Origin of the sequence: Bacillus sp. 5mfcol3.1, from assembly GCF_900114335.1 — a bacterium.
GTDB lineage: Bacteria > Bacillota > Bacilli > Bacillales > Bacillaceae_G > Bacillus_A > Bacillus_A thuringiensis_S.
Genome location: NZ_FOST01000012.1, coordinates 1 through 21519, shown reverse-complemented (window position 1 = coordinate 21519; position 21519 = coordinate 1). Strand labels below are relative to the sequence as shown.

Here is a 21519-nt window from a genome sequence, read left to right as displayed (position 1 = left end):
TCAAATCATGAGTATTATAAATGCACAAAAAAATTTGTGCAAAATCACAAATAAATACAACTACTGCTATTAGCGTAGTCTTTTTCTCTTAAAGATAAATACGTTGAGTCTTTCTACCTGCTCAAAAAAGAAAAATGGCTTCTATAAGAAAACCATCATTCTGTTTCATAATCTGCTGATTTTACTATCTTTTCCAAGAGAAACAAAAATATACATCTTTCTCAACGCAGAAAATCATATATTGGCATTGTATAATGTTAACATAGCCAAAAATAACCGTCAACGTTTTTTTGATTTTATGATATAATATCCTTTTTTCTTTTCTACAATCTCAACTTCAGAAAATACTTCTTCTAGTTTTTTCAGCGCAGATGGTGCACCTTGCTTCTTTTGAATAACAATCCAAAGTTCTCCACCTGGAACTAAATACTCCACAGCTTTTTCTAAAATCTCATGTACGATATCCTTACCCGCACGAATTGGAGGGTTAGATAGAATAGCAGCATACTCGCCATCTACATTTTCATAGACGCTACTTTGAAAAATACGTATATTCTCGATTCTGTTATTAGCGGCATTTTCTTTCGCAAGCCCAAGCGCCCTTTCATTCACATCCACCATGTGAACTTCACAACCTTGAAACTCTTTCGCTAACGACAAACCAATAGGACCGTATCCACAACCTACGTCTAATATATCACCTTTAATATCCGGCATTTGAAACGCTTCAATTAAAAGACGAGAACCAAAGTCCACCTCGTTTTTCGAAAACACCCCATGGTCAGATAAAAAAGTAAATTGAGATCCACGAAGTGGAAATTCCCATCGTTTACGATCACTTTTACTAGAAGGGTCGTTAGAAAAATAATGGTCTGCCATATGGCCACCTCTTTTCTTTACAGTTAAAAAAAAAGCTCGCATGAGAGCGAGCTTTTTTTAAAGCATCAAAAGTTAATTACTTAACTTCTACAGCAGCGCCAACTTCTTCAAGTTTAGCTTTCATTTCTTCAGCTTCCTCTTTAGAAACGCCTTCTTTGATTGCTTTTGGAGTGTTGTCAACTAATTCTTTAGCTTCTTTTAAGCCAAGACCAGTGATTTCACGTACAGCTTTGATAACTTTGATTTTTTGAGCGCCAGCACTTGCAAGTACTACGTCAAACTCAGTTTTTTCAGCAGCAGCTTCACCAGCGCCACCAGCTACAGCTACAGGAGCAGCAGCAGTTACGCCGAATTCTTCCTCGATAGCTTTTACTAAGTCGTTAAGTTCTAATACAGTCATAGATTTAACTGCTTCAATGATTTGTTCTTTAGTCATTGTAAATATCCTCCCTTAAATAGGTTTGTATTGTTTTATAGATAACAAGTAATTATCTTTTAAAAAATTAAGCGCCTTGCTCTTCCTTTTGTTCTGCAACTGCTTTAGTAGCAAGTGCAAGGTTACGGATTGGAGCTTGAAGAACGCTAAGAAGCATAGAAAGTAAGCCTTCACGTGATGGAAGAGTAGCGATTGCTTTAACCTCATCAAGTGTTACAAGTTTACCTTCGATTACGCCCGCTTTAATTTCTAAAGCTTCATGTTTTGTAGCGAAGTCGTTTAATACTTTCGCAGGAGCAACTACATCCTCGTTACTGAACGCGATTGCGTTTGGTCCTGTTAAGAATTCGTTTAACTCAGCCATTTCAGCAGATTCTGCAGCACGACGAGTTAGAGAGTTTTTGTAAACTTTGAACTCAACGCCAGCTTCACGTAATTGCTTACGTAATTCTGTTGCTTCAGAAACTGTTAAACCACGGTAGTCAACAACAATTGTAGATTTACTAGCACGAAGTTTGTCCGCGATTTCAGTTACAACTTGTTGTTTAGTTTCGATTACTTTGCTCATGTTATTACACCTCCTGTAGATTATATAGAAGATGTACCGAAAGTGCACTAAAAACCTCCATGCCCAACTTGTAGACATGGAGGCATATAGTCACAGAAAAAAATTCCGTTTCGTATATTAACACCTAGGTAGGAAATTAAGTCTATTGACACCTACTGTCTACGGTACACTATTTAAATTCACAACATAAATGATTATATTAAATCTTCTTTATGAAGTCAACTTCCAATTTTTACGCTAATGTAGAAACGTCTACGCGTACGCCAGGTCCCATTGTAGAAGCAACTGTTACGTTCTTCATGTAAGTACCTTTTGCAGCAGATGGCTTAACTTTTAATAAAGTGTCAGCGATTGTTTTGAAGTTTTCTACTAATTTAGCATCTTCGAAAGATACTTTACCGATTGGAACATGGATGTTACCAGCTTTATCAACGCGGTATTCAACTTTACCAGCTTTGATTTCGTTAACAGCTTTAGTTACATCGAAAGTAACTGTTCCAGTTTTAGGGTTTGGCATTAAACCTTTAGGTCCTAATACGCGACCAAGTTTACCAACTTCACCCATCATGTCAGGAGTTGCTACTACTACATCGAAATCGAACCAACCTTGTTGGATTTTACCGATGTAATCAGTATCGCCTACGAAGTCAGCGCCAGCAGCTTCAGCTTCTTTAGCTTTTTCACCTTTAGCGAACACTAATACACGTTGTACTTTACCAGTACCGTGTGGAAGAACAACTGCACCACGGATTTGTTGGTCAGCTTTCTTAGGGTCAACACCTAAACGGAATGCAGCTTCTACAGTTGCATCAAATTTAGCTGTGTTTGTTTTCTTTACTAATTCTACTGCTTCTGTTGCAGAGTAAGCAGATGCACGATCAACAAGCTTTGCAGCTTCTACGTACTTTTTACCTCTTTTAGCCATTTTTATTTCCTCCTCGAATGTGGTTTTAGCGGAATAACCTCCCACGTTTACGCCTGTTTTCAGGTATAACCTGAGGATGAGCGCCATCCATTTATTTAAAAACAATAATCATTTACGATAATAAAGGTTGCGAATTGGAATTCCAGACCCGCAACCTTTTTTAAAAACAAATCGAATTAGTCTTCGATAACGATGCCCATACTGCGTGCAGTACCTTCAACCATACGCATTGCAGCTTCTACGCTAGCAGCGTTTAGGTCAGGCATTTTAGTTTCAGCGATTTCGCGTACTTTATCACGCTTAACAGTTGCCACTTTATTACGGTTTGGTTCACCAGAACCAGACTCAATACCAGCTACTTTCTTAAGAAGAACAGCAGCAGGAGGAGTTTTAGTAATGAAAGTGAATGAACGGTCCTCAAATACCGTAATTTCAACAGGGATGATAAGACCAGCTTGATCTGCTGTACGAGCGTTAAACTCTTTACAGAAGCCCATGATGTTAACACCTGCTTGTCCTAATGCTGGACCAACTGGTGGAGCTGGGTTAGCTTTACCTGCAGGAATTTGAAGCTTTACCATTTTAATTACCTTTTTAGCCACGAGACACACCTCCTTAAGTCCGTGATGTGGTCAATTGGACAGTGATTTGCCCTCCCACGTCATATTTTATCTGTAAGGATAAAATCTTTCAAAAAACGTCTCCGATAACGAAGACGTACTGACTTAAAAGATATTATCACTTTTTACAATTCATTTCAAGTTTCATTTTATAATTTTTCAATTTGATGGAAGTCAAGTTCAACTGGAGTCTCGCGACCAAACATGTCCACAAGTACGCTAACCTTTTTCTTCTCCACATCAATTTCTTCAATAGCACCTGTATAATCTGCGAATGGCCCCTCATTTACACGTACTGTCTCATGAAGTTCAAAGTCGAAATCAACCACTTCGTTGTCCATTCCCATATGTTTCATAATGGTAACAACTTCCTCTTCTAATAGAGGTGATGGTTTAGATCCAGAACCAGAAGAACCAACGAACCCAGTTACACCCGGCGTGTTACGTACAACATACCAAGAATCATCAGTCATGATTAATTCTACTAATACATAACCTGGGAACACTTTTCTTTTCATTAATTTTTCTTTTCCGTTTTTCATTTCTACTTCTACTTCTTCCGGGACAACAACACGGAAAATTTTATCTTGCATACCCATTGATTCTACACGCTTCTCTAGGTTTGCTTTTACTTTATTTTCATATCCAGAATAAGTATGGACAACATACCAACTTTTTTCCATTCATTTAGGACGAGCGTCCTTCCCTCCCTGACGTACATTTTTTTGCGCAAATGAAAAAACCCGTTCACCGGGCTTTTACACAGTTCTTATAAATAACATTATATCATGGATAAGTGCTTCTTATTCAAGAATTAACCAAGAATTAACCGAATTAAAGAAGAAATGCCCATATCAACTACTGCGAAGAAAATCGCAAAGAACACAACTGTAGCAACAACAGTCGCTGTTGAGCGGAGTAATTCATCTTTTTTAGGCCAACTTACTTTTTTCATTTCGCGACCTACATCGCCGAAAAAGTTCGTTAAACGCATCTGCGGGACCTCCAGTGTATTATTTCAATTATTTATTTTGTTTCCTTGTGAACTGTATGCTGATTGCATGTTTTACAAAACTTTTTTATTTCAAGTCGCTCTATTGAGCTCGTATCTTTCATAGTAGAGTAGTTTCGATTTTTACACTCTTCACATGAGAGTACAACTTTTTTCCTCATTAGTTACACCAACCTTGTAACATTATGTCCCTAAAAATGTATCATACAATAAAAGACAATGTCAATGACATGCATTTTGTACTGTCTACAAAAGAAAACAGGTGATTTATTTTACACCTGTTGCACTTGTTATTTGTTATGAATTTAAAGTTGTACTTTCTCGCATTTCCATATATCGTTCCAATTTCCTCTTCACCCGCTGTAAAGCGTTATCAATAGATTTCACATGTCTGTTTAACTGTTCTGAAATCTCTTGATAAGAACGCCCATCTAGATATAAAGAAAGTACTTTTCTTTCTAAATCGCTTAATAATTCTGATATTTTTGATTCTATGTCTGTATATTCTTCTTGGCTAATAATCATCTCTTCAGGATCAGTTACCTTCGCTTCAGAAATAACATCCAATAATGTTCGATCAGATTCCTCATCGTAAATCGGCTTATCTAAAGACACATACGAATTTAAGGGAATATGTTTTTGCCTTGTTGCCGTTTTAATAGCGGTAATAATTTGTCGAGTGATACACAGTTCAGCAAATGCTTTGAATGAAGACAGCTTGTCCTCTTTATAATCACGAATTGCTTTAAACAATCCTATCATACCTTCTTGAACAATATCTTCTCGATCGGCACCCACTAAAAAGTAAGATCTTGATTTCGCGCGAACAAAGTTCTTATATTTGTGAATTAAATATTCTAGAGCGTCAGTATTACCTTTTCGAACTAACTCAACGATTGCCTCATCCTCTAAATCACGAAATGTAACGTCGCCTACACTTACGAAGCCTGCTTCCACCTTGATCCCTCCGACCGCTATTTATTTAGCAATATTATACAGTAAAAAGACAAAGAGCGTCAATGCTTCAACGCTCTCCTCTTCTTAATTTTTCTAATTTTTCTGTAATATCTTTACTAAATATCTTTCGCATGGCGGGTTGCTGTTCTTTCGTGTCTTTTGTACGCCTTCTTACTTGTTGCTCCATTGCCTGTACTTCCAACTCTAATTCACGCGCAGATTTCCGAAGGGCACCTTGCGCAAATATAACCCATTGTTCCGTGTAATCAGAAGTCGCAACATATATTCGTGTATTTATATTTCTAAGCTCTATCGCAAGCTGCTCTATCTTTTCGTCTGCAGTTTGATTCTTTCGTGTGAATATTACTTCCACACGAGATTGTTTCATCTTTTTTTCAATACCATGTACTGTATAGGCATCAAAGACTATCATCACTTTTGTACCTGTATAACCTTGATAATCCGCCATCTTATCAATAAGTGCATCTCTTGATGATTGTAAATCTACATCCCGCAGTTTCTTCAAATCTCCCCAAGCTCCGATAATGTTGTAACCGTCAACGATTAAAATATCGTTCATCTTTTATTTACCAATTTCGTGACGTTTACGATATACCTCATACATTAACAAACTTGCGGCTACGGAAGCATTTAAGGATGTAACTTTACCAACCATCGGTAGAGTGATTAGGAAATCACACTTTTCACCAATAATACGACTCATACCTTTTCCTTCACTACCAATTACTAACCCAATTGGCATTTTACCATCTAAATTACGGTAATCCGTTTTCCCTTTGGCATCTGTACCAGCAATCCAAAGTCCACGTTCTTTTAATTCATCAATTGTACGGGATAAGTTCGTTACGCGCGCAACAGGAATGTATTCAATCGCTCCTGTTGATGCTTTCGCAACTGACGCTGTAAGCCCCACAGCCCTTCTCTTTGGAATAATAATTCCATGAGCTCCTGTCGCATCAGCAGTACGCATAATAGAACCTAGGTTATGCGGATCTTCAATCTCATCTAAAATTAAGAAGAATGGATCTTCATTACGTTTTTCTGCCACTTTGAATAACTCTTCTAACTCCGCATACTGATATGCAGCTACTTGAGCAATTACACCTTGATGATTACCCTCAACTAATTGATCTAACTTTTTCTTTGGTGCATGTTGTAAAATAACCTTATTTTCTTTCGCTAACGCTAGTACAATCTGTACTTGTCCTTTGGCAGCACCTTCTGCGATCCAAATTTTATTTATATCTCTCCCTGATCGTAACGCCTCAATTACAGGGTTACGTCCGATAATATATTCACTACTCATGATGATGTGCCCCCTTCCTTTTCTTCTAAAACTGCAATAGCCTTATATACAATTTCGTCTAATCTTTCACGGTTATTTAATAAATGATGATAACCAATTAGCGCTTCAAAGGCTGTACTATGTCGATATGTTTGTACATCCGTATTTTTTGGAACTGTACCTGAATTTGCATTACGTCCTCTTCTTAATACCGCCTCTTCTTCCTCTGTCAAAAACGCCGTCTCTAATAAATGATAAACAACTTTCGCCTGTGCTTTTGCTGAAACAAAGCTTGTCCCTAATCGATGTAATTGATTAGGGCGAACTTTCCCTTTTTGAAGTAGGTGATAGCGGATATATTGTTCATATACCGCATCACCCATGTATGCTAACGCTAAGCTGTTTAATTGCTTTGCATCAATCATTCTTATCCTCTTTTCCATCTTGTACCTTGAGCGGTATCTTCTAAAATAATATTACGGTCTTTTAAGTCATCGCGAATTTGATCTGATAATGCAAAATCACGATTTTTACGAGCTTCAATGCGTTTTTGAATAAGTGCATCAATTTCTTCATCAAGCAACTCTTCTTGCGCTAATTCTAACCCTAAAATATCAAATAATGTTTCAAGTTGTTTTACGTATGCTTCAATTACCACTGTAGACGTATGTTCTTCCAGTAAATATTGATTCGCATGATTTGCCACATTATATAACTCAGTGATTGCATTAGCAGTGTTGAAGTCATCATTCATCGCTTCTTCAAATGCAGTCTGGAATTTTTCCAGTTCCGCTAACCATTTCTCATTATGGTCTGTTAAATCAGTACTACTTTCCATACGGTGTTTTAAGTTACCGTAAGCCGTCTTAATTCTTTCCAGTCCGTTATTTGTGCTTTGTAATAACTCTTCACTGAAATTAATTGGATGACGGTAATGTACCGATAGCATAAAGAATCTAATTAACTGCGGATTATATTGCTTAATGATATCGTGAACTAAAATAAAGTTCCCCAATGACTTAGACATCTTCTCATTATTAATATTAATATATCCATTGTGCATCCAGTAACGTGCAAATGTTTTTCCAGTTAACGCCTCAGACTGCGCAATTTCATTCTCATGATGAGGAAATGCTAAGTCTTGACCACCAGCATGAATATCGATTGTATCTCCTAAGTATTTACGTGCCATTGCCGAGCATTCAATATGCCAGCCTGGACGACCTTTCCCCCAAGGGCTTTCCCAGAAGATTTCTCCTTCTTTAGCATCTTTCCATAAAGCAAAATCAAGAGGGTCTTGTTTCTTTTCTCCTACTTCAATACGCGCACCGTGACGTAAGTCTGCGATTGGTTGATGCGATAATTTACCGTATCCTTCGAATTCCTTCGTTCTAAAGTACACATCACCTTCTGATTCATATGCATATCCTTTATTCACAAGTTCTTGAATAAATTCAATAATAATATCCATATTTTCCGTTACACGCGGATGAACTGTTGCGTGTTTGCAACCTAGTGCCGTTACATCCTCAAAGTACGCTTCAACGAAACGGTCAGCAATTGTCGGCACATCTTCACCTAATTCATTTGCTGCTTTAATTAATTTATCATCTACGTCAGTAAAGTTGGACACATACTGCACATCATACCCTTTATATTCTAAATAACGGCGTACCGTATCAAATACCATAGGTGGTCTTGCATTCCCAATGTGAATATAGTTATAAACTGTAGGTCCACACACATACATCTTTACCTTATTTTCTTCTAATGGAGTAAACTCTTCCTTTTGACGTGTTAACGTATTATAAATGTGAATAGTCATTTTTATCCTTCCTTTCTACCTTTACTTCAAGTTGTTTTTTCAATTTATCAAGTTCTACTTCCATGACCTTTAACTTATCAAAAATTGGGTCTGGAAGGTCAGAATGATTTAATTCTTGACCGATTTTTACTCCATTTTGAATAACGACTCGGCCAGGTATACCTACAACTGTAGAATGTGCAGGGACTTCTTTTAATACGACAGAACCTGCTCCAATTTTAGAATTCTCTCCAACTGTAATAGAACCTAGTACTTTAGCACCTGTTGCAATTAATACATTATCCTGAATTGTAGGGTGCCTCTTTCCCTTTTCTTTACCCGTACCACCTAATGTAACCCCTTGATAGATCGTTACATTATCACCAATTTCGCACGTTTCTCCAATTACAACCCCCATTCCATGGTCTATGAAAAAACGACGACCAATTGTTGCTCCTGGATGAATCTCAATGCCAGTAAAGAAACGACTAACTTGTGAGATCGAACGTGCAATAAAGAAGAAATTTTTTTTATAAAAAGCATGTGCAATTCGATGGGCCCAAACTGCATGTAATCCAGAGTAAGTCAAAATGACTTCGAAATAACTTCTTGCCGCTGGATCCTGTTCAAAAACGACTTCAATATCTTCCCGAAGCCTCTTAAACATCGACGTTCCCTCCCCTTTATGGGCTGCTTTTTCGAATGAACTAACTCCCTACTTATCTCCCTAAATCTTTATACACGTAGATAAAATTTATACTCATACCCAGTTTTACGGTATAAAAAAAGACGCCTCTGTCATATTGACAGAGACGCCTTATAAGCGCGGTTCCACTCTGTTTAGGCTAAAAAAGCCTCAAACTCATCTCTGATAACGGTGTACACCGCTTCTGCTTACTTTACGCCCTAAGACGTTTCGCAAAACAATTTACTGTTCAGCAGAAGACTCGAAGGGGCATTTCAAAAATCCGCTTATAAACCACTTCCAGCCTAAAGGTGGTTCTCTCTGTAAAAAGCCTGATTTTCTACTTCTCCTTCTCGTCGCTTTTCCTTATTAGGTTTTAAGTATACTTATTATATTTCTAAACCTAGAAAATGTTAACCAATTACTTTTTGAAGACGATTTAAAACTTTTTCTTTTCCAAGAAGTGCAATAGCATTCGGAAGCTCTGGACCATGTGTTTGACCAGTAGTTGCAACACGGATTGGCATAAATAAGTTTTTACCTTTATGACCTGTTTCCTTTTGAACTGCTTTAATAGCCGCCTTAATTGCTGCTGGTTCCATCGCTTCTAGTGCTTCTACTTGACCAGCAAATGCACGAAGTACTTCTGGTACTTGTTCACCTTTTAATACTTCTTGTCCTTCTTCTTCATAATCAACATGATCTTTGAAGAACATTTCAGAAAGCTCTACAATTTCAGCTCCAAAACTCATTTGTTCATGGTATAAAGCAATTACACCACGGATCCAATCTTGGTCTTGTTCACTTAAAGTTTCTCCCACACGTCCAGCTTTCACTAAATGCGGTAAACTTAACTCTACAACCGTATCTAAATCTTGCTTTTTCATATACTGGTTGTTCATCCATTTTAGTTTTTGAGAATCAAATAATGCAGGTGATTTTGATAAACGAGCTGCATCAAACATTTTGATAAACTCATCTTTAGAGAAGATTTCTTCTTCACCTACTGGTGACCAACCTAATAGCGCAATAAAGTTAAAGATTGCTTCTGGAAGATATCCAAGCTCTTTATATTGCTCAATAAATTGAATAATAGATTCATCACGCTTGCTTAATTTTTTACGACTTTCATTTACAATTAAAGTCATATGACCGAATTGTGGGATATCCCAACCGAAAGCTTCATAAATCATCATTTGTTTTGGCGTGTTTGAAATATGATCATCACCACGAAGTACATGTGTAATTTCCATTAAGTGATCATCTACTGCTACCGCAAAGTTATAAGTTGGGATTCCATCTTTTTTCACGATAACAAAATCACCAAAATCATTTGAATGGAATGCAACTTCGTCTTTTACGATGTCTTTGAATGTGTAATCACGATTAGCTGGTACACGGAAACGAATACTCGGAATACGTCCCTCAGCTTCAAATTCTTTCATTTGTTCTTCAGTTAAATCACGGTGGTTACCTGCATAACGAGGTGTTTCACCACGAGAAATTTGTCCTTCACGCTCTGCTTCTAGCTCTTCTTCTGTCATATAACATTTGTAAGCTAAACCACGCTCTAATAAATCTAGATATAATTTTTGATAAATATCTAAACGCTCTGTTTGACGATATGGTCCAAATTCACCGCCAACATCAACACCTTCATCCCAGTCCATACCGAGCCATTTTAAGTATTTTAATTGGCTTTCTTCTCCACCAGCCACGTTACGTTTTACATCAGTATCTTCAATACGAATAATAAACTTGCCATCTAAATGACGAGCAAATAAATAATTAAATAATGCCGTACGCGCATTTCCGATATGTAAGTGTCCTGTTGGACTTGGCGCATAGCGCACTCTCACTTGCTTTTCCATAATTGGTACACCTTCCATTCTTAATGTCTACACATTCTATAATTGTACAACAAAAAAATGTGATTATCCATCTTACGAATTAAAAACCATTATTTTTTCTGTAATAATACCACTGCTTGAGAAGCAATTCCTTCTTCCCTACCTGTAAATCCTAATTTTTCTGTTGTAGTTGCCTTTACATTAATGTTATCTATAGACGTTTCTAACAGTTCACTAATACGTTTACGCATACTTTCAATATGCGGTGCCATTTTTGGCTTTTGAGCAATAATTGTACAATCTAAATTCCCTAACTCGTAACCTTGTTCACGCACAAATTCCCAAACTTTTTGCAACAATACAGCTGAATCTGCATCTTTAAAAGCTGGGTCTGTATCAGGAAAATGCTTTCCGATATCTCCTGCTGCAATGGCACCTAAACATGCATCAGCAATCGTATGTAACAATACATCTGCATCTGAATGGCCGATTAATCCTTTCTCGTGTGGAATTGTAATTCCGCCAATAATTAACGGTCTACCTTCTGCAAATTCATGCACGTCAAAACCTTGTCCAATTCGAAACATTCTTTACATCCTCCTTGAGCTAAACCACTGAGCTTTATGACTCTATATTATATCGATATCCTTACAAAGAAAAGCCCGGCCATTGCCGAGCTTTTCTTTGTTATACACCATCACGGCTATTTTTTCAGAACATGAAGGAAACTTTCAGCAATTAGTAAATCCTCTGGAGTCGTCACTTTAATATTATAGTAACTCCCTTCTACTACACCTACTTGCTTTCCAATACGTTCCACGAGACTTGCATCATCTGTACCAAGAAAACAGCTCTGTTTTGCACTTCTATGAGCTTCTAGCAAAAGAGAAACAGAGAACCCTTGCGGTGTTTGTACAGCCTTAAGCTGAGATCGTTCTACCGTTTCGACAACAACACCTTGCTCTACCTTCTTAACTGTATCATTTACTGGCACTGCACAAATGGAAGCTCCATATTTTTCTGCTGCTGTTAATACATCTTGAATCACTTTATTCGTTACGAATGGGCGCGCTCCGTCATGTACAAGAACGTATTCAACACCACTCGCATGCTGAATCGCGTTATATACACTATCTTGTCTTTCGGCTCCACCCTGAATAAATTGTACCTGTTTTTCAATCGGATACTTCTGCATTAATTCTTCAAAATACGGGCGTTCCTCTTCGTTAATTGCCATAACAATACTTTTGCACGCTTTATCTCTTTCAAAAGCACGTAATGTATGAACGATAATCGGTACTTCATTTATAAGTAAGAACAACTTATTTTTGCCAGCACCCATCCGCTTTCCTTGGCCGGCTGCCGGAATAATTAATGTATACATATTAATAATCCTCTACCTATAATGCTTTTTCTAATAATTTACGTTTTGCGAAAATCATACGACCAGCTGATGTTTGTAATACGCTAGTAACCAGTACATTAAGTTGCGAACCTACATACTCTCTACCATCTTCTACTACAATCATCGTACCATCATCTAAGTACGCAACACCTTGGTTTTGCTCTTTACCATCTTTCACAACATAAACATTTAATTCTTCGCCAGGGAGTACAACTGGTTTAATTGCATTAGCTAAATCATTAATGTTTAACACTGTTACTCCTTGTAATTCAGAAACTTTATTTAAGTTAAAATCATTCGTTACTACAGTTCCACCGGTGATTTTTGCTAACTTTACAAGTTTGCTATCCACCTCTTGGATATCCTCGAAATCGCCTTCATAAATTTCTACCGGAATCGGCATCTCTTTTTGAATACGATTTAAAATGTCTAGTCCTCTGCGACCACGATTACGCTTTAAAGCATCGGAAGAATCGGCAATATGCTGAAGCTCTTCTAATACGAATTGTGGAATCACAATTGTTCCTTCCAAAAACTTCGTTTGGCAAATGTCAGCAATACGTCCATCGATAATTACACTCGTATCGAGAATTTTCCAATGAGTCGTAGATTTTTCTGCTTCTGCCTCTTCGTTCTCGCTATTATTTTTCTTCTTACCTCCGCGTTGGGGTAATGTAAATAATCCTAGCAATTCATTCCTCTTTTTAAATCCTACTTGGAATCCTAAATATCCAAGTAAAAGAGTGAAGAACACTTGCAATACCGTACTAATAACCGGAATTGTAAATTCACGAATCGGTATTAAAATTAAATATGCAACAATAAGACCAGAGATCAATCCTAATGTACCAAATAAAACATCTGCTACAGGCGCCTTTACAAGAGCCTCTTCAATATGCTTAATAAGTTGAACAATATAATCTACAAGCCAAAATGTTGTTAAAAATAAAATAATTGCACCAATAATCGCACGAACATACGATCCTTCCAATAAAGGAACAGCACCGATGTCTAATACATTAATAACTTTTGGGATTAAGTAAATCCCTAACGCTCCCCCGATCACTAGAAAGAAGAGCTGTACGATCCGTTTTAACATCCAACCACCTCCTACTCATTATTAACCATTGTTTCGCTAATCAAAACGCCGAATGCAAAAGCGGACGTGTTTTTTTATAAATAGTTTTATTTACCAATATATCATATCATATACCAAAAATGTTCTAGTGTCGTTATATTATGGAATCAATGTAATATTCTTAATTGTGTCTACTCATATATAGATGCTCTTGAATTCTTTTTAGGCCTTCTCGTATTTTCTTCGCCCTTACTTCCCCAATTCCTTCCACATCATCCAATTCATGAATAGTCGCGCGACAAACTCCTTGCAACGTTTTGAATCGATTAATTAAATTTTCAATGATAAGTGGCGGAACACGAGAGATTTTGCTTGTAATTCGATATCCCCTTGGCGTCACACTTTCTTCTAAACTGGTTTGCCCTGGGTAACCAAGTAATTTAACTAAATCACTATCCTCTAAAAGTTGTGTATTTGCAAGGTCCTGTAACTTTTTCAAAATTTGATGATGGTCTTGTGTTTTCTCCTGATGGTAATCTTTAATTAACAATGCTGCCTCTGCTTCTAAATCAGCTAGTAATTCTGTAAGCTGTAAACGAATTAACCTACCTTCTGTTCCTAGCTCATGAATATAGCTCAATATTTCATTTTTAATACGCAGTACCATTTCAACACTATGTAAAACGTGAACTACCTCAGACATTGTAACGACCTCTTCAAATTCTAGAATGCCCAAATTCGTAATACCATCATTCCATACAGCCTTATATTTTTCTAACGTTTGAATAGCTTGGTTTGCCTTTGTTAAAATAACCCCTATATCTTTTAGTGTATAACGTAAGTTCCCTTGATATAGCGTAATTACGTTACGTCTTTGTGAAATGGCCACAACAAGGCTGCCCGTCTGCTTCGCTACACGTTCTGCTGTTCGGTGACGCATACCGGTTTCAATAGAATCAATAGATGCCTCTGGAACTAACTGTGCATTCGCTATTAAAATTTTACTTCCCGTTTCATTTAAAATAAGTGCCCCGTCCATTTTTGCTAATTCATATAAACTAGCAGGAGAGAATGCACAATTAATGTGAAAACCACCATCCACAATACTTTTAATCTGCTCATTATATCCAAGAACAATTAGCCCCCCTGTTTGTGCGCGAAGTACATTATCTATCCCTTCACGCAGTGGTGTTCCTGGGGCCACGAGCTGTAAAATATTAATCATACTTTTGACACGTTGCTTATTTTCTTCCATAGCCTAGCCTCCTAATGTCAAACGAAGCGCTTCTCCTAAATTAGAAACACCTACAACCTCAATCCCATCCGGAATTGTCCATCCTCCTAAGTTTTTTCTAGGAATAATAACACGTTGAAATCCTAATTTAGCCGCTTCTTGTACACGTTGTTCGATTCTTGATACTCTTCTTATTTCTCCAGTTAATCCTACTTCTCCTATTACTGCATCAGTTGGTGCCGTAGATTTATCCCTAAAACTTGAGGCTATACTTAAAGCCACTGCTAAATCAATTGCCGGTTCGTCTAATTTCAAACCACCAGCTACTTTTAAATATGCATCTTGATTTTGCAATAGTAAACCTGTTCTTTTTTCTAATACTGCCATAATAAGCGAAACACGGTTATGATCAATTCCCGTCGCCATTCTTCGAGGATTTCCAAAACTAGTAGGGGAGATTAATGCTTGTATTTCTACTAAAACCGGTCTTGTTCCTTCCATTGAAGCAACTACTGTTGATCCTGCAACACCAACCGGCCTTTCCTCAAGGAAGATTTCAGAAGGATTTAAAACTTCCGCAAGACCAAGCTCTTTCATTTCAAAGATACCCATTTCATTCGTGGAACCAAAACGGTTCTTCACAGCCCGTAAAATACGATACGTATGGTGTCGATCTCCTTCAAAATAAAGAACTGCATCGACCATATGTTCTAACATACGAGGTCCTGCAATTGCTCCTTCTTTTGTCACATGCCCGACAATGAAAATAGGGATTCCTTTTGTTTTTGCAAGTTTCATTAATTCCGCTGTACATTCACGTACTTGTGCCACACTTCCTGGTGCTGACGTCACTTCAGGTAAATGTATCGTTTGAATAGAATCAATAACAACAAAAGCTGGATTCATCTCTTCAATATGTGCTGCAATACGCTGCAGGTCTGTCTCTGCTACAACAAATAGATTGCTACCCTTTACATGCAAACGATCTGCACGAAGTTTAATCTGTTTTGCCGACTCCTCACCCGATATGTATAATACATCATATGAAGAATCTGCTAATTGTGATGAAATCTGTAATAGTAATGTTGATTTTCCAATCCCAGGGTCTCCACCAATAAGCACTAAGGACCCATCTACAATTCCACCACCAAGCACACGATTAAACTCTTGAAATTCCGTTTCAATACGTGCCTCAGACTTTGTTTCTACTTCGGTAAGACGTCTTGGTTTTGTTACTTCCGTTTGAATTGCATTCGCGTAATTAAGGCGCCTAGATGATACAACTGGCTCCATTTCTTCAACAAGTGTATTCCATTGACCACATCCAGGACATTTACCCATATATTTTGGTGACTGATAACCACATTCTTGACATATAAATTTCGTTTTCTTTTTAGCCATACCTTTTTATAGTTCACTTCACTTTCGTCTATAAACGTTTATCCTTCTCGTACAAGAAAGAGGGCTATCGCGTAGCCCTCTTTGTTTGTCTATACTTATTTTACCTTTTCCGCACTATGAATGACAAATGATTCTCCTTCTACATCAAAGATAACTTTTTGTCCTTTCTCAATAGCACCTTTTAAAAGTTCTTCTGATAGTCTATCTTCTACATGTTTCTGAATTGCTCTGCGAAGTGGACGAGCGCCATACTCACGATCAAATCCTTTATCTGCAATAGCTGAAATTGCCCCTTCCGTTAAGTGCAATTCGATTTCTTGTTCTTTTAAGCGATTAACTAACTGATTTACCATAAGAGTTACAATCTCTTGAATATGTTTTTTCTCAAGCATATGGAATACGATAATTTCATCAATACGGTTTAAGAATTCTGGACGAAATGCCTTTTTCAGCTCATCCATTACTTTACCTTTCATATCCGAATAATCACGGCTTTCATCTTGTACATTAAATCCAAGATGTTTGTTACGTTTTAACGCCTCGGCACCAACGTTAGACGTCATAATAACAATCGTATTACGGAAATCAACTGTACGTCCTTTAGAATCTGTTAAACGACCATCTTCTAATACTTGTAGTAAAATATTAAACACATCCGGATGAGCTTTCTCTACCTCATCTAATAAGACAACTGAATATGGCTTGCGACGAACTTTCTCTGTTAATTGTCCACCTTCTTCATATCCAACATATCCTGGAGGAGAACCAACTAAACGGGAAGTAGAATGCTTCTCCATGTATTCTGACATATCGATGCGAATCATTGCATCTTCATCACCGAACATAGATTCTGCTAGTGCTCTTGCAAGTTCTGTTTTACCTACACCTGTTGGCCCTAAGAAAATAAATGAACCAATTGGGCGCTTCGGATCTTTTAATCCTGCTCTTGCACGACGAACAGCTTTTGCTACAGCTACTACTGCTTCATCTTGACCAATCAAACGATCATGGAGAATGGATTCTAAATTTAATAATTTATCAGTCTCTGTTTGTGCAAGTTTAGAAACTGGGATACGCGTCCATGTAGAAACGACATTTGCAATATCTTCTACCGTAACCTCTGAATTTTCTTTTCCTTGTTGCTCTTTCCATTGACGTTTTGTATCTTCTAACTTCTCACGTAAGCGTTGCTCCATATCACGTAAGGATGCAGCCTTTTCAAATTCTTGACTTTGTACAGCTGCATCTTTTTCTTTTCGAATCTCCTCAAGCTTCACTTCAAGCTCTTTTAAGTTTGGTGGTGTTGTATAAGAACGTAAGCGAACTTTTGAAGCAGCTTCATCAATTAAATCAATTGCTTTATCTGGTAAAAAGCGATCTGTAATATAACGATCTGAAAGTTTTACAGCTGCATCAATAGCGTCATCTGTAATAGATACACGGTGATGCGCCTCATAACGATCACGTAAACCTTTCAAGATTTGAATCGATTCTTCTAAACTTGGCTCATCAACATGAATTGGTTGAAAACGTCTTTCTAAAGCCGCGTCTTTTTCAATATATTTACGATACTCATCTAAAGTTGTTGCCCCAATACATTGTAACTCTCCTCGTGCTAAAGATGGTTTTAAAATATTCGATGCATCGATTGCACCTTCTGCTCCACCTGCACCAATTAATGTATGAAGCTCATCAATAAATAGAATAATATTGCCTGCTTGGCGAATTTCATCCATCACTTTCTTTAAACGATCTTCAAATTCACCGCGATATTTCGTTCCAGCTACCACTGTACCCATATCTAGTGTCATAACACGCTTATCTCTTAAAGTTTCAGGAACTTCATTATTTACAATTTGCTGTGCTAATCCTTCTGCAATTGCCGTTTTACCTACACCAGGCTCACCAATTAATACTGGGTTGTTTTTCGTTCTACGGCTTAATACCTCAATTACACGTTGAATTTCTTTACCACGTCCAATAACAGGGTCTAAGCGATTTTCACGCGCAACAACTGTTAAGTCCCTTGCTAAACTATCAAGTGTCGGTGTATTTGCATTTGATGCTGAACCACCTTGATGACCTGAACTAGCTTCATTACTTCCAAGAAGTTGTAAGACTTGTTGTCTTGCTTTATTTAGACTTACACCTAAATTATTTAAAACACGTGCGGCTACACCTTCACCTTCACGGATTAAACCGAGTAAAATGTGTTCTGTTCCAACGTAAGAATGGCCTAGCTTACGCGCTTCATCCATAGATAATTCAATAACCTTTTTAGCACGAGGTGTATAATGTACAGTTTGAGAAGCTTCTGTTCCACGCCCAATTAACGCCTCTACTTCTTTTTGAACTTTCTCTGGACTTAATCCAAGAGCAATTAATGCTTTTGCTGCAATTCCTTCACCTTCGCGTACAAGCCCAAGTAAAATATGTTCTGTTCCAATATTATTATGCCCAATACGAATTGCTTCCTCTTGAGATAAAGCTAATACTTTCTGTGCTCTTTCTGTAAATCTTCCAAACATCATAGAAATCGCCTCCTACTTGCGCTTAGTTTTTTTCAATACGTAATCGCTCACGGATTAAGGTTGCTCTTCGATAATCTCTTTCTTCTGGCCCTAAAGGTCCACCTGCGTATTGTTGTAAAATACCTGGTTGCGTAAGAACCATTAGCTCAGTCAAAATATTTCTCGATATACCTTTTATATATCCTAGATCAATACCAAGTCGTACATCCGATAAGCAATTGGCTGCTTCTGCAGATTGAATTAAACGACTGTTTGCTAGTATGCCGTAAGAACGATAAACCTTATCTTCAAGTTCAATACTTGAATTTTGTACAATTAATTCTCTAGCTATTTTTTCTTGCTGTATAATTTGTTGAATGACACTCTTTAAATCTGCAATAATATCTTCTTCAGACTTTCCTAGCGTCATTTGATTTGAAACTTGAAATATATTACCTAACGCTTCGCTACCTTCACCGTATATTCCTCTTACTACTAACCCTAATTTTTGAATTACTTGTATAATACGGCTAATTCTTTTTGTTAAAACCAGTCCCGGTAAATGAATCATCACAGAAGCTCTTAACCCTGTGCCAACATTAGTAGGACAACTTGTAATATATCCAAGTGACTCATCAAAAGCGTATTCAACTTCTTTCTCAATCCAATTATCTATTTGATTGGCGCTTTGAAGCGCCTCTGATAACTGTAATCCTGAAACTAGGCACTGAATCCGAATATGGTCTTCTTCATTAAGCATAACACTAATATGTTCACTTTCTGATAGTAGACATGCTCCATATTCTGTCCCTGCAAGATTTGGACTAATTAAATGCTTTTCGACTAAAACTCTCCTTTGAAGAGGGGTTAATTCATTCATCTTTAATAGTCCAAACTCCCCAAAGGACCCTACTGCTTTATTTATAAATTTCTTTTTGAATAATTCATGAATCTGTTTAGCTTCTTCTTCGTTTTGCATAGTGGAAAATTGATATTGTTTAAAATTACGAGCCAAACGAATTCGACTACTTAAAACAATATCAGAATCAGGGCCATCCCCCTTCATCCATGGACTAATTGCTTCGTTCATAATTTTGTCCAGTGACATAGAATTATTCCCCCTCCCTATGCTCACTAAGCTGTATTTCAAGACCTCGGATTTTATCCCTTACCTCTGCAGCTTTCTCAAATTCCTCTTTCTGTACGTATTGTTTCAGAATAAGTTTTAGTTCATCTAATTCTTTCTTTAAGTGGATATTTCCTTCTATACGTTCCGGAATTTTTCCACAATGTTCTGTATGCCCACCGTGAAGGCGTTTTAATAATGGCTTTAAATGCTCCTTAAATGTATCGTAACAAGAAGAACAGCCAAAACGTCCGACTTTTGTAAATTGTTCATATGTCATCTTACAATCTGGACACCTTACTATATCTGCATTTGAAAATCCATTTTTTCCTTCTTCAAACATTGTTGATTCACCGTGTAATAAACCAGCAAATAAATCATGAAATGAAAAGTTAGACTGCGATGATTGAAAGAAAGACGTATAGCCACTTTGCTCTGCACATTGCTCACAAAGATGAACTTCCGCCTTCTTCTCGTTAATTACTTTTGTATAATGTAAAGTTGCTGGTCTTATGTTACAGTTTTGACAAGTCATCACTATCCCCACCTTTACAACAGGAACGCTCTATCTCATGATACTTTTCATACATTACTAGATTGTTCGCTTTCCTGAATCCATTTAAATAAAAGTGCATGTTCTTTTTCAAAACTTCTACAATATTTAACTGCTTTATCTTAGTTATCAATCTTTTACAAAAGTTATATTTATTTATATTTCAGTGTTCTTAACATTGCGCATAATATTCGAGCCCTAAGTTCATCTCGAGAAGGAACATCCATTGATAATACAGAACGGTCTATTACACTTAACATCAGTTTCGCTTCACGATTTGTTATGATTCCCTCTTCTATTAAACGTATAATCATACTTTCTGCATTCCCTTGCGCAACGCTATGATCAATCATATGAAGCATTTGATCAATAATGTCTATATCATCATGCAGTTTGACTTTTATAATGCGAATGTAACCTCCTCCACCACGTTTACTTTCTACTACAAATCCTCTTTCTAACGTAAAACGGGTATTGATTACATAATTGATTTGAGATGGTACGCACTCGAATCGATCCGCAATCTCATTTCTCTTGATTTCAATCACATTATTATTACTTAAGTCAATAACTTGCTTTAGATATTGCTCAATGATATCAGATATATTTCTCATTTATCCGCCACCTTTATTGACTTTGACTATCTTTGACTTTAATTATATACGTATTAATAAAATTTGCAACTCTTTTGCTTATTCACTATCCTAGCCACATTCCCTTGTATTTAAACAAAATATGAATACTTTAAACACATTTTTTATTACTATGGATTATAAAATAAAACACGAAAAAACACGAGTCATTTGACTCGTGTTTTAGTTGCTTGGCGACGTCCTACTCTCACAGGGACAAGGTCCCAACTACCATCGGCGCTAGAGAGCTTAACTTCCGTGTTCGGTATGGGAACGGGTGTGACCTCTCTGCCATCATCACCAAACTATGAAGGCATATTCCTTCAAAACTAGATAACATTTGCTACATATTATATGGTTAAGTCCTCGATCTATTAGTATTCGTCAGCTCCACATGTCACCATGCTTCCACCTCGAACCTATCAACCTGATCATCTTTCAGGGATCTTACTAGCTTACGCTATGGGAAATCTCATCTTGAGGGGGGCTTCATGCTTAGATGCTTTCAGCACTTATCCCTTCCGCACATAGCTACCCA

The 21519-nt window shown here is 37.2% G+C and carries 24 protein-coding genes, 2 rRNA genes and 2 other annotated features; all 26 genes read right to left on the bottom strand.

What is annotated here, in order from left to right; all coding sequences use genetic code 11:
- Positions 1 to 279: 279 nt before the first annotated feature.
- Complete coding sequence (locus BM089_RS27730; protein WP_000763269.1) at positions 280 to 879, bottom strand: class I SAM-dependent methyltransferase; 600 nt, start codon at positions 877 to 879, stop codon at positions 280 to 282.
- A 76-nt stretch (positions 880 to 955) separates the two neighbouring features.
- The gene (rplL, locus tag BM089_RS27725) at positions 956 to 1315 is read right to left on the bottom strand and encodes a 50S ribosomal protein L7/L12 (protein ID WP_000159737.1); all 360 of its coding nucleotides are present in this window, start codon (positions 1313 to 1315) and stop codon (positions 956 to 958) included.
- A gap of 67 nt (positions 1316 to 1382) precedes the next feature.
- Entirely contained in the window at positions 1383 to 1883 is a 501-nt protein-coding gene (gene rplJ, locus BM089_RS27720) for a 50S ribosomal protein L10 (RefSeq protein WP_000048718.1), read from the bottom strand.
- 39 nt (positions 1884 to 1922) lie between these two features.
- Positions 1923 to 2066 (bottom strand) — a sequence feature (ribosomal protein L10 leader region).
- A 49-nt stretch (positions 2067 to 2115) separates the two neighbouring features.
- Entirely contained in the window at positions 2116 to 2808 is a 693-nt protein-coding gene (gene rplA, locus BM089_RS27715; protein WP_002094239.1) for a 50S ribosomal protein L1, read from the bottom strand.
- Between the two features lie 176 nt (positions 2809 to 2984).
- Positions 2985 to 3410 carry a 50S ribosomal protein L11 gene (rplK, locus tag BM089_RS27710; protein WP_001085872.1) on the bottom strand — a complete coding sequence of 142 codons (426 nt, stop codon included), beginning with the start codon at positions 3408 to 3410 and terminating at the stop codon, positions 2985 to 2987.
- Between the two features lie 167 nt (positions 3411 to 3577).
- Positions 3578 to 4111 carry a transcription termination/antitermination protein NusG gene (gene nusG / locus BM089_RS27705; protein ID WP_000415794.1) on the bottom strand — a complete coding sequence of 178 codons (534 nt, stop codon included), beginning with the start codon at positions 4109 to 4111 and terminating at the stop codon, positions 3578 to 3580.
- 131 nt (positions 4112 to 4242) lie between these two features.
- The gene (gene secE / locus BM089_RS27700; RefSeq protein ID WP_001241323.1) at positions 4243 to 4422 is read right to left on the bottom strand and encodes a preprotein translocase subunit SecE; all 180 of its coding nucleotides are present in this window, start codon (positions 4420 to 4422) and stop codon (positions 4243 to 4245) included.
- A 32-nt stretch (positions 4423 to 4454) separates the two neighbouring features.
- A complete protein-coding gene (gene rpmG / locus BM089_RS27695) occupies positions 4455 to 4601 on the bottom strand; it encodes a 50S ribosomal protein L33 (protein ID WP_014481927.1) in 147 nt (48 codons plus the stop codon).
- Positions 4602 to 4737: 136 nt separating this feature from the next.
- Positions 4738 to 5397 (bottom strand): RNA polymerase factor sigma-70, encoded by a 660-nt coding sequence (locus BM089_RS27690; protein WP_000387198.1) that lies wholly within the window; start codon positions 5395 to 5397, stop codon positions 4738 to 4740.
- A gap of 67 nt (positions 5398 to 5464) precedes the next feature.
- A complete protein-coding gene (locus BM089_RS27685; RefSeq protein WP_000997887.1) occupies positions 5465 to 5977 on the bottom strand; it encodes an NYN domain-containing protein in 513 nt (170 codons plus the stop codon).
- A gap of 3 nt (positions 5978 to 5980) precedes the next feature.
- Positions 5981 to 6724, bottom strand: a complete 744-nt coding sequence (gene rlmB / locus BM089_RS27680) for a 23S rRNA (guanosine(2251)-2'-O)-methyltransferase RlmB (protein ID WP_000093765.1) — start codon at positions 6722 to 6724, stop codon at positions 5981 to 5983.
- Positions 6721 to 7128, bottom strand: coding sequence for a Mini-ribonuclease 3 (locus BM089_RS27675; RefSeq protein WP_000564261.1), 408 nt, complete (start codon positions 7126 to 7128; stop codon positions 6721 to 6723). The genes rlmB and BM089_RS27675 overlap by 4 nt, the downstream gene beginning before the upstream one ends.
- A 2-nt stretch (positions 7129 to 7130) precedes the next feature.
- Positions 7131 to 8528, bottom strand: a complete 1398-nt coding sequence (gene cysS, locus BM089_RS27670) for a cysteine--tRNA ligase (RefSeq protein WP_000152272.1) — start codon at positions 8526 to 8528, stop codon at positions 7131 to 7133.
- On the bottom strand, positions 8509 to 9174 hold the full coding sequence (gene cysE / locus BM089_RS27665) for a serine O-acetyltransferase (RefSeq protein ID WP_090978618.1): 666 nt from the start codon (positions 9172 to 9174) through the stop codon (positions 8509 to 8511). The genes cysS and cysE overlap by 20 nt, the downstream gene beginning before the upstream one ends.
- A gap of 138 nt (positions 9175 to 9312) precedes the next feature.
- Positions 9313 to 9558: a binding site (T-box leader), on the bottom strand.
- Between the two features lie 47 nt (positions 9559 to 9605).
- Positions 9606 to 11063: a glutamate--tRNA ligase gene (gltX, locus tag BM089_RS27660; protein ID WP_090978616.1), complete on the bottom strand. Its 1458-nt coding sequence runs from the start codon at positions 11061 to 11063 to the stop codon at positions 9606 to 9608.
- Between the two features lie 89 nt (positions 11064 to 11152).
- Positions 11153 to 11629 carry a 2-C-methyl-D-erythritol 2,4-cyclodiphosphate synthase gene (gene ispF, locus BM089_RS27655; protein ID WP_000488386.1) on the bottom strand — a complete coding sequence of 159 codons (477 nt, stop codon included), beginning with the start codon at positions 11627 to 11629 and terminating at the stop codon, positions 11153 to 11155.
- A 116-nt stretch (positions 11630 to 11745) separates the two neighbouring features.
- Entirely contained in the window at positions 11746 to 12426 is a 681-nt protein-coding gene (ispD, locus tag BM089_RS27650) for a 2-C-methyl-D-erythritol 4-phosphate cytidylyltransferase (protein ID WP_090978614.1), read from the bottom strand.
- 16 nt (positions 12427 to 12442) lie between these two features.
- Positions 12443 to 13546, bottom strand: a complete 1104-nt coding sequence (locus BM089_RS27645) for a PIN/TRAM domain-containing protein (protein WP_053565451.1) — start codon at positions 13544 to 13546, stop codon at positions 12443 to 12445.
- A gap of 160 nt (positions 13547 to 13706) precedes the next feature.
- Positions 13707 to 14780, bottom strand: coding sequence for a DNA integrity scanning diadenylate cyclase DisA (gene disA / locus BM089_RS27640; RefSeq protein WP_000392164.1), 1074 nt, complete (start codon positions 14778 to 14780; stop codon positions 13707 to 13709).
- 3 nt (positions 14781 to 14783) lie between these two features.
- The gene (gene radA, locus BM089_RS27635; RefSeq protein WP_001085199.1) at positions 14784 to 16160 is read right to left on the bottom strand and encodes a DNA repair protein RadA; all 1377 of its coding nucleotides are present in this window, start codon (positions 16158 to 16160) and stop codon (positions 14784 to 14786) included.
- A gap of 95 nt (positions 16161 to 16255) precedes the next feature.
- On the bottom strand, positions 16256 to 18691 hold the full coding sequence (gene clpC, locus BM089_RS27630) for an ATP-dependent protease ATP-binding subunit ClpC (RefSeq protein ID WP_000971170.1): 2436 nt from the start codon (positions 18689 to 18691) through the stop codon (positions 16256 to 16258).
- A 22-nt stretch (positions 18692 to 18713) separates the two neighbouring features.
- Entirely contained in the window at positions 18714 to 19778 is a 1065-nt protein-coding gene (locus BM089_RS27625) for a protein-arginine kinase McsB (protein WP_090978612.1), read from the bottom strand.
- A gap of 4 nt (positions 19779 to 19782) precedes the next feature.
- On the bottom strand, positions 19783 to 20331 hold the full coding sequence (locus BM089_RS27620; protein ID WP_000128385.1) for a protein-arginine kinase activator protein McsA: 549 nt from the start codon (positions 20329 to 20331) through the stop codon (positions 19783 to 19785).
- Positions 20332 to 20501: 170 nt separating this feature from the next.
- The gene (ctsR, locus tag BM089_RS27615; RefSeq protein WP_001244560.1) at positions 20502 to 20963 is read right to left on the bottom strand and encodes a transcriptional regulator CtsR; all 462 of its coding nucleotides are present in this window, start codon (positions 20961 to 20963) and stop codon (positions 20502 to 20504) included.
- A gap of 207 nt (positions 20964 to 21170) precedes the next feature.
- A 5S ribosomal RNA gene (gene rrf / locus BM089_RS27610) occupies positions 21171 to 21286 on the bottom strand.
- Positions 21287 to 21335: 49 nt separating this feature from the next.
- Positions 21336 to 21519 (bottom strand): 23S ribosomal RNA (locus BM089_RS27605); the annotation flags it as partial.

What these genes read in the sequence shown, in the direction of transcription:
- BM089_RS27730 (WP_000763269.1), bottom strand. Translation starts at nt 879, where the DNA reads ATGGCAGACCATTATTTTTCTAACGACCCTTCTAGTAAAAGTGATCGT.
- rplL (WP_000159737.1), bottom strand. Translation starts at nt 1,315, where the DNA reads ATGACTAAAGAACAAATCATTGAAGCAGTTAAATCTATGACTGTATTA.
- rplJ (WP_000048718.1), bottom strand. Translation starts at nt 1,883, where the DNA reads ATGAGCAAAGTAATCGAAACTAAACAACAAGTTGTAACTGAAATCGCG.
- rplA (WP_002094239.1), bottom strand. Translation starts at nt 2,808, where the DNA reads ATGGCTAAAAGAGGTAAAAAGTACGTAGAAGCTGCAAAGCTTGTTGAT.
- nusG (WP_000415794.1), bottom strand. Translation starts at nt 4,111, where the DNA reads ATGGAAAAAAGTTGGTATGTTGTCCATACTTATTCTGGATATGAAAAT.
- secE (WP_001241323.1), bottom strand. Translation starts at nt 4,422, where the DNA reads ATGCGTTTAACGAACTTTTTCGGCGATGTAGGTCGCGAAATGAAAAAA.
- rpmG (WP_014481927.1), bottom strand. Translation starts at nt 4,601, where the DNA reads ATGAGGAAAAAAGTTGTACTCTCATGTGAAGAGTGTAAAAATCGAAAC.
- BM089_RS27685 (WP_000997887.1), bottom strand. Translation starts at nt 5,977, where the DNA reads ATGAACGATATTTTAATCGTTGACGGTTACAACATTATCGGAGCTTGG.
- rlmB (WP_000093765.1), bottom strand. Translation starts at nt 6,724, where the DNA reads ATGAGTAGTGAATATATTATCGGACGTAACCCTGTAATTGAGGCGTTA.
- BM089_RS27675 (WP_000564261.1), bottom strand. Translation starts at nt 7,128, where the DNA reads ATGATTGATGCAAAGCAATTAAACAGCTTAGCGTTAGCATACATGGGT.
- cysS (WP_000152272.1), bottom strand. Translation starts at nt 8,528, where the DNA reads ATGACTATTCACATTTATAATACGTTAACACGTCAAAAGGAAGAGTTT.
- cysE (WP_090978618.1), bottom strand. Translation starts at nt 9,174, where the DNA reads ATGTTTAAGAGGCTTCGGGAAGATATTGAAGTCGTTTTTGAACAGGAT.
- gltX (WP_090978616.1), bottom strand. Translation starts at nt 11,063, where the DNA reads ATGGAAAAGCAAGTGAGAGTGCGCTATGCGCCAAGTCCAACAGGACAC.
- ispF (WP_000488386.1), bottom strand. Translation starts at nt 11,629, where the DNA reads ATGTTTCGAATTGGACAAGGTTTTGACGTGCATGAATTTGCAGAAGGT.
- ispD (WP_090978614.1), bottom strand. Translation starts at nt 12,426, where the DNA reads ATGTATACATTAATTATTCCGGCAGCCGGCCAAGGAAAGCGGATGGGT.
- BM089_RS27645 (WP_053565451.1), bottom strand. Translation starts at nt 13,546, where the DNA reads ATGTTAAAACGGATCGTACAGCTCTTCTTTCTAGTGATCGGGGGAGCG.
- disA (WP_000392164.1), bottom strand. Translation starts at nt 14,780, where the DNA reads ATGGAAGAAAATAAGCAACGTGTCAAAAGTATGATTAATATTTTACAG.
- radA (WP_001085199.1), bottom strand. Translation starts at nt 16,160, where the DNA reads ATGGCTAAAAAGAAAACGAAATTTATATGTCAAGAATGTGGTTATCAG.
- clpC (WP_000971170.1), bottom strand. Translation starts at nt 18,691, where the DNA reads ATGATGTTTGGAAGATTTACAGAAAGAGCACAGAAAGTATTAGCTTTA.
- BM089_RS27625 (WP_090978612.1), bottom strand. Translation starts at nt 19,778, where the DNA reads ATGTCACTGGACAAAATTATGAACGAAGCAATTAGTCCATGGATGAAG.
- BM089_RS27620 (WP_000128385.1), bottom strand. Translation starts at nt 20,331, where the DNA reads ATGACTTGTCAAAACTGTAACATAAGACCAGCAACTTTACATTATACA.
- ctsR (WP_001244560.1), bottom strand. Translation starts at nt 20,963, where the DNA reads ATGAGAAATATATCTGATATCATTGAGCAATATCTAAAGCAAGTTATT.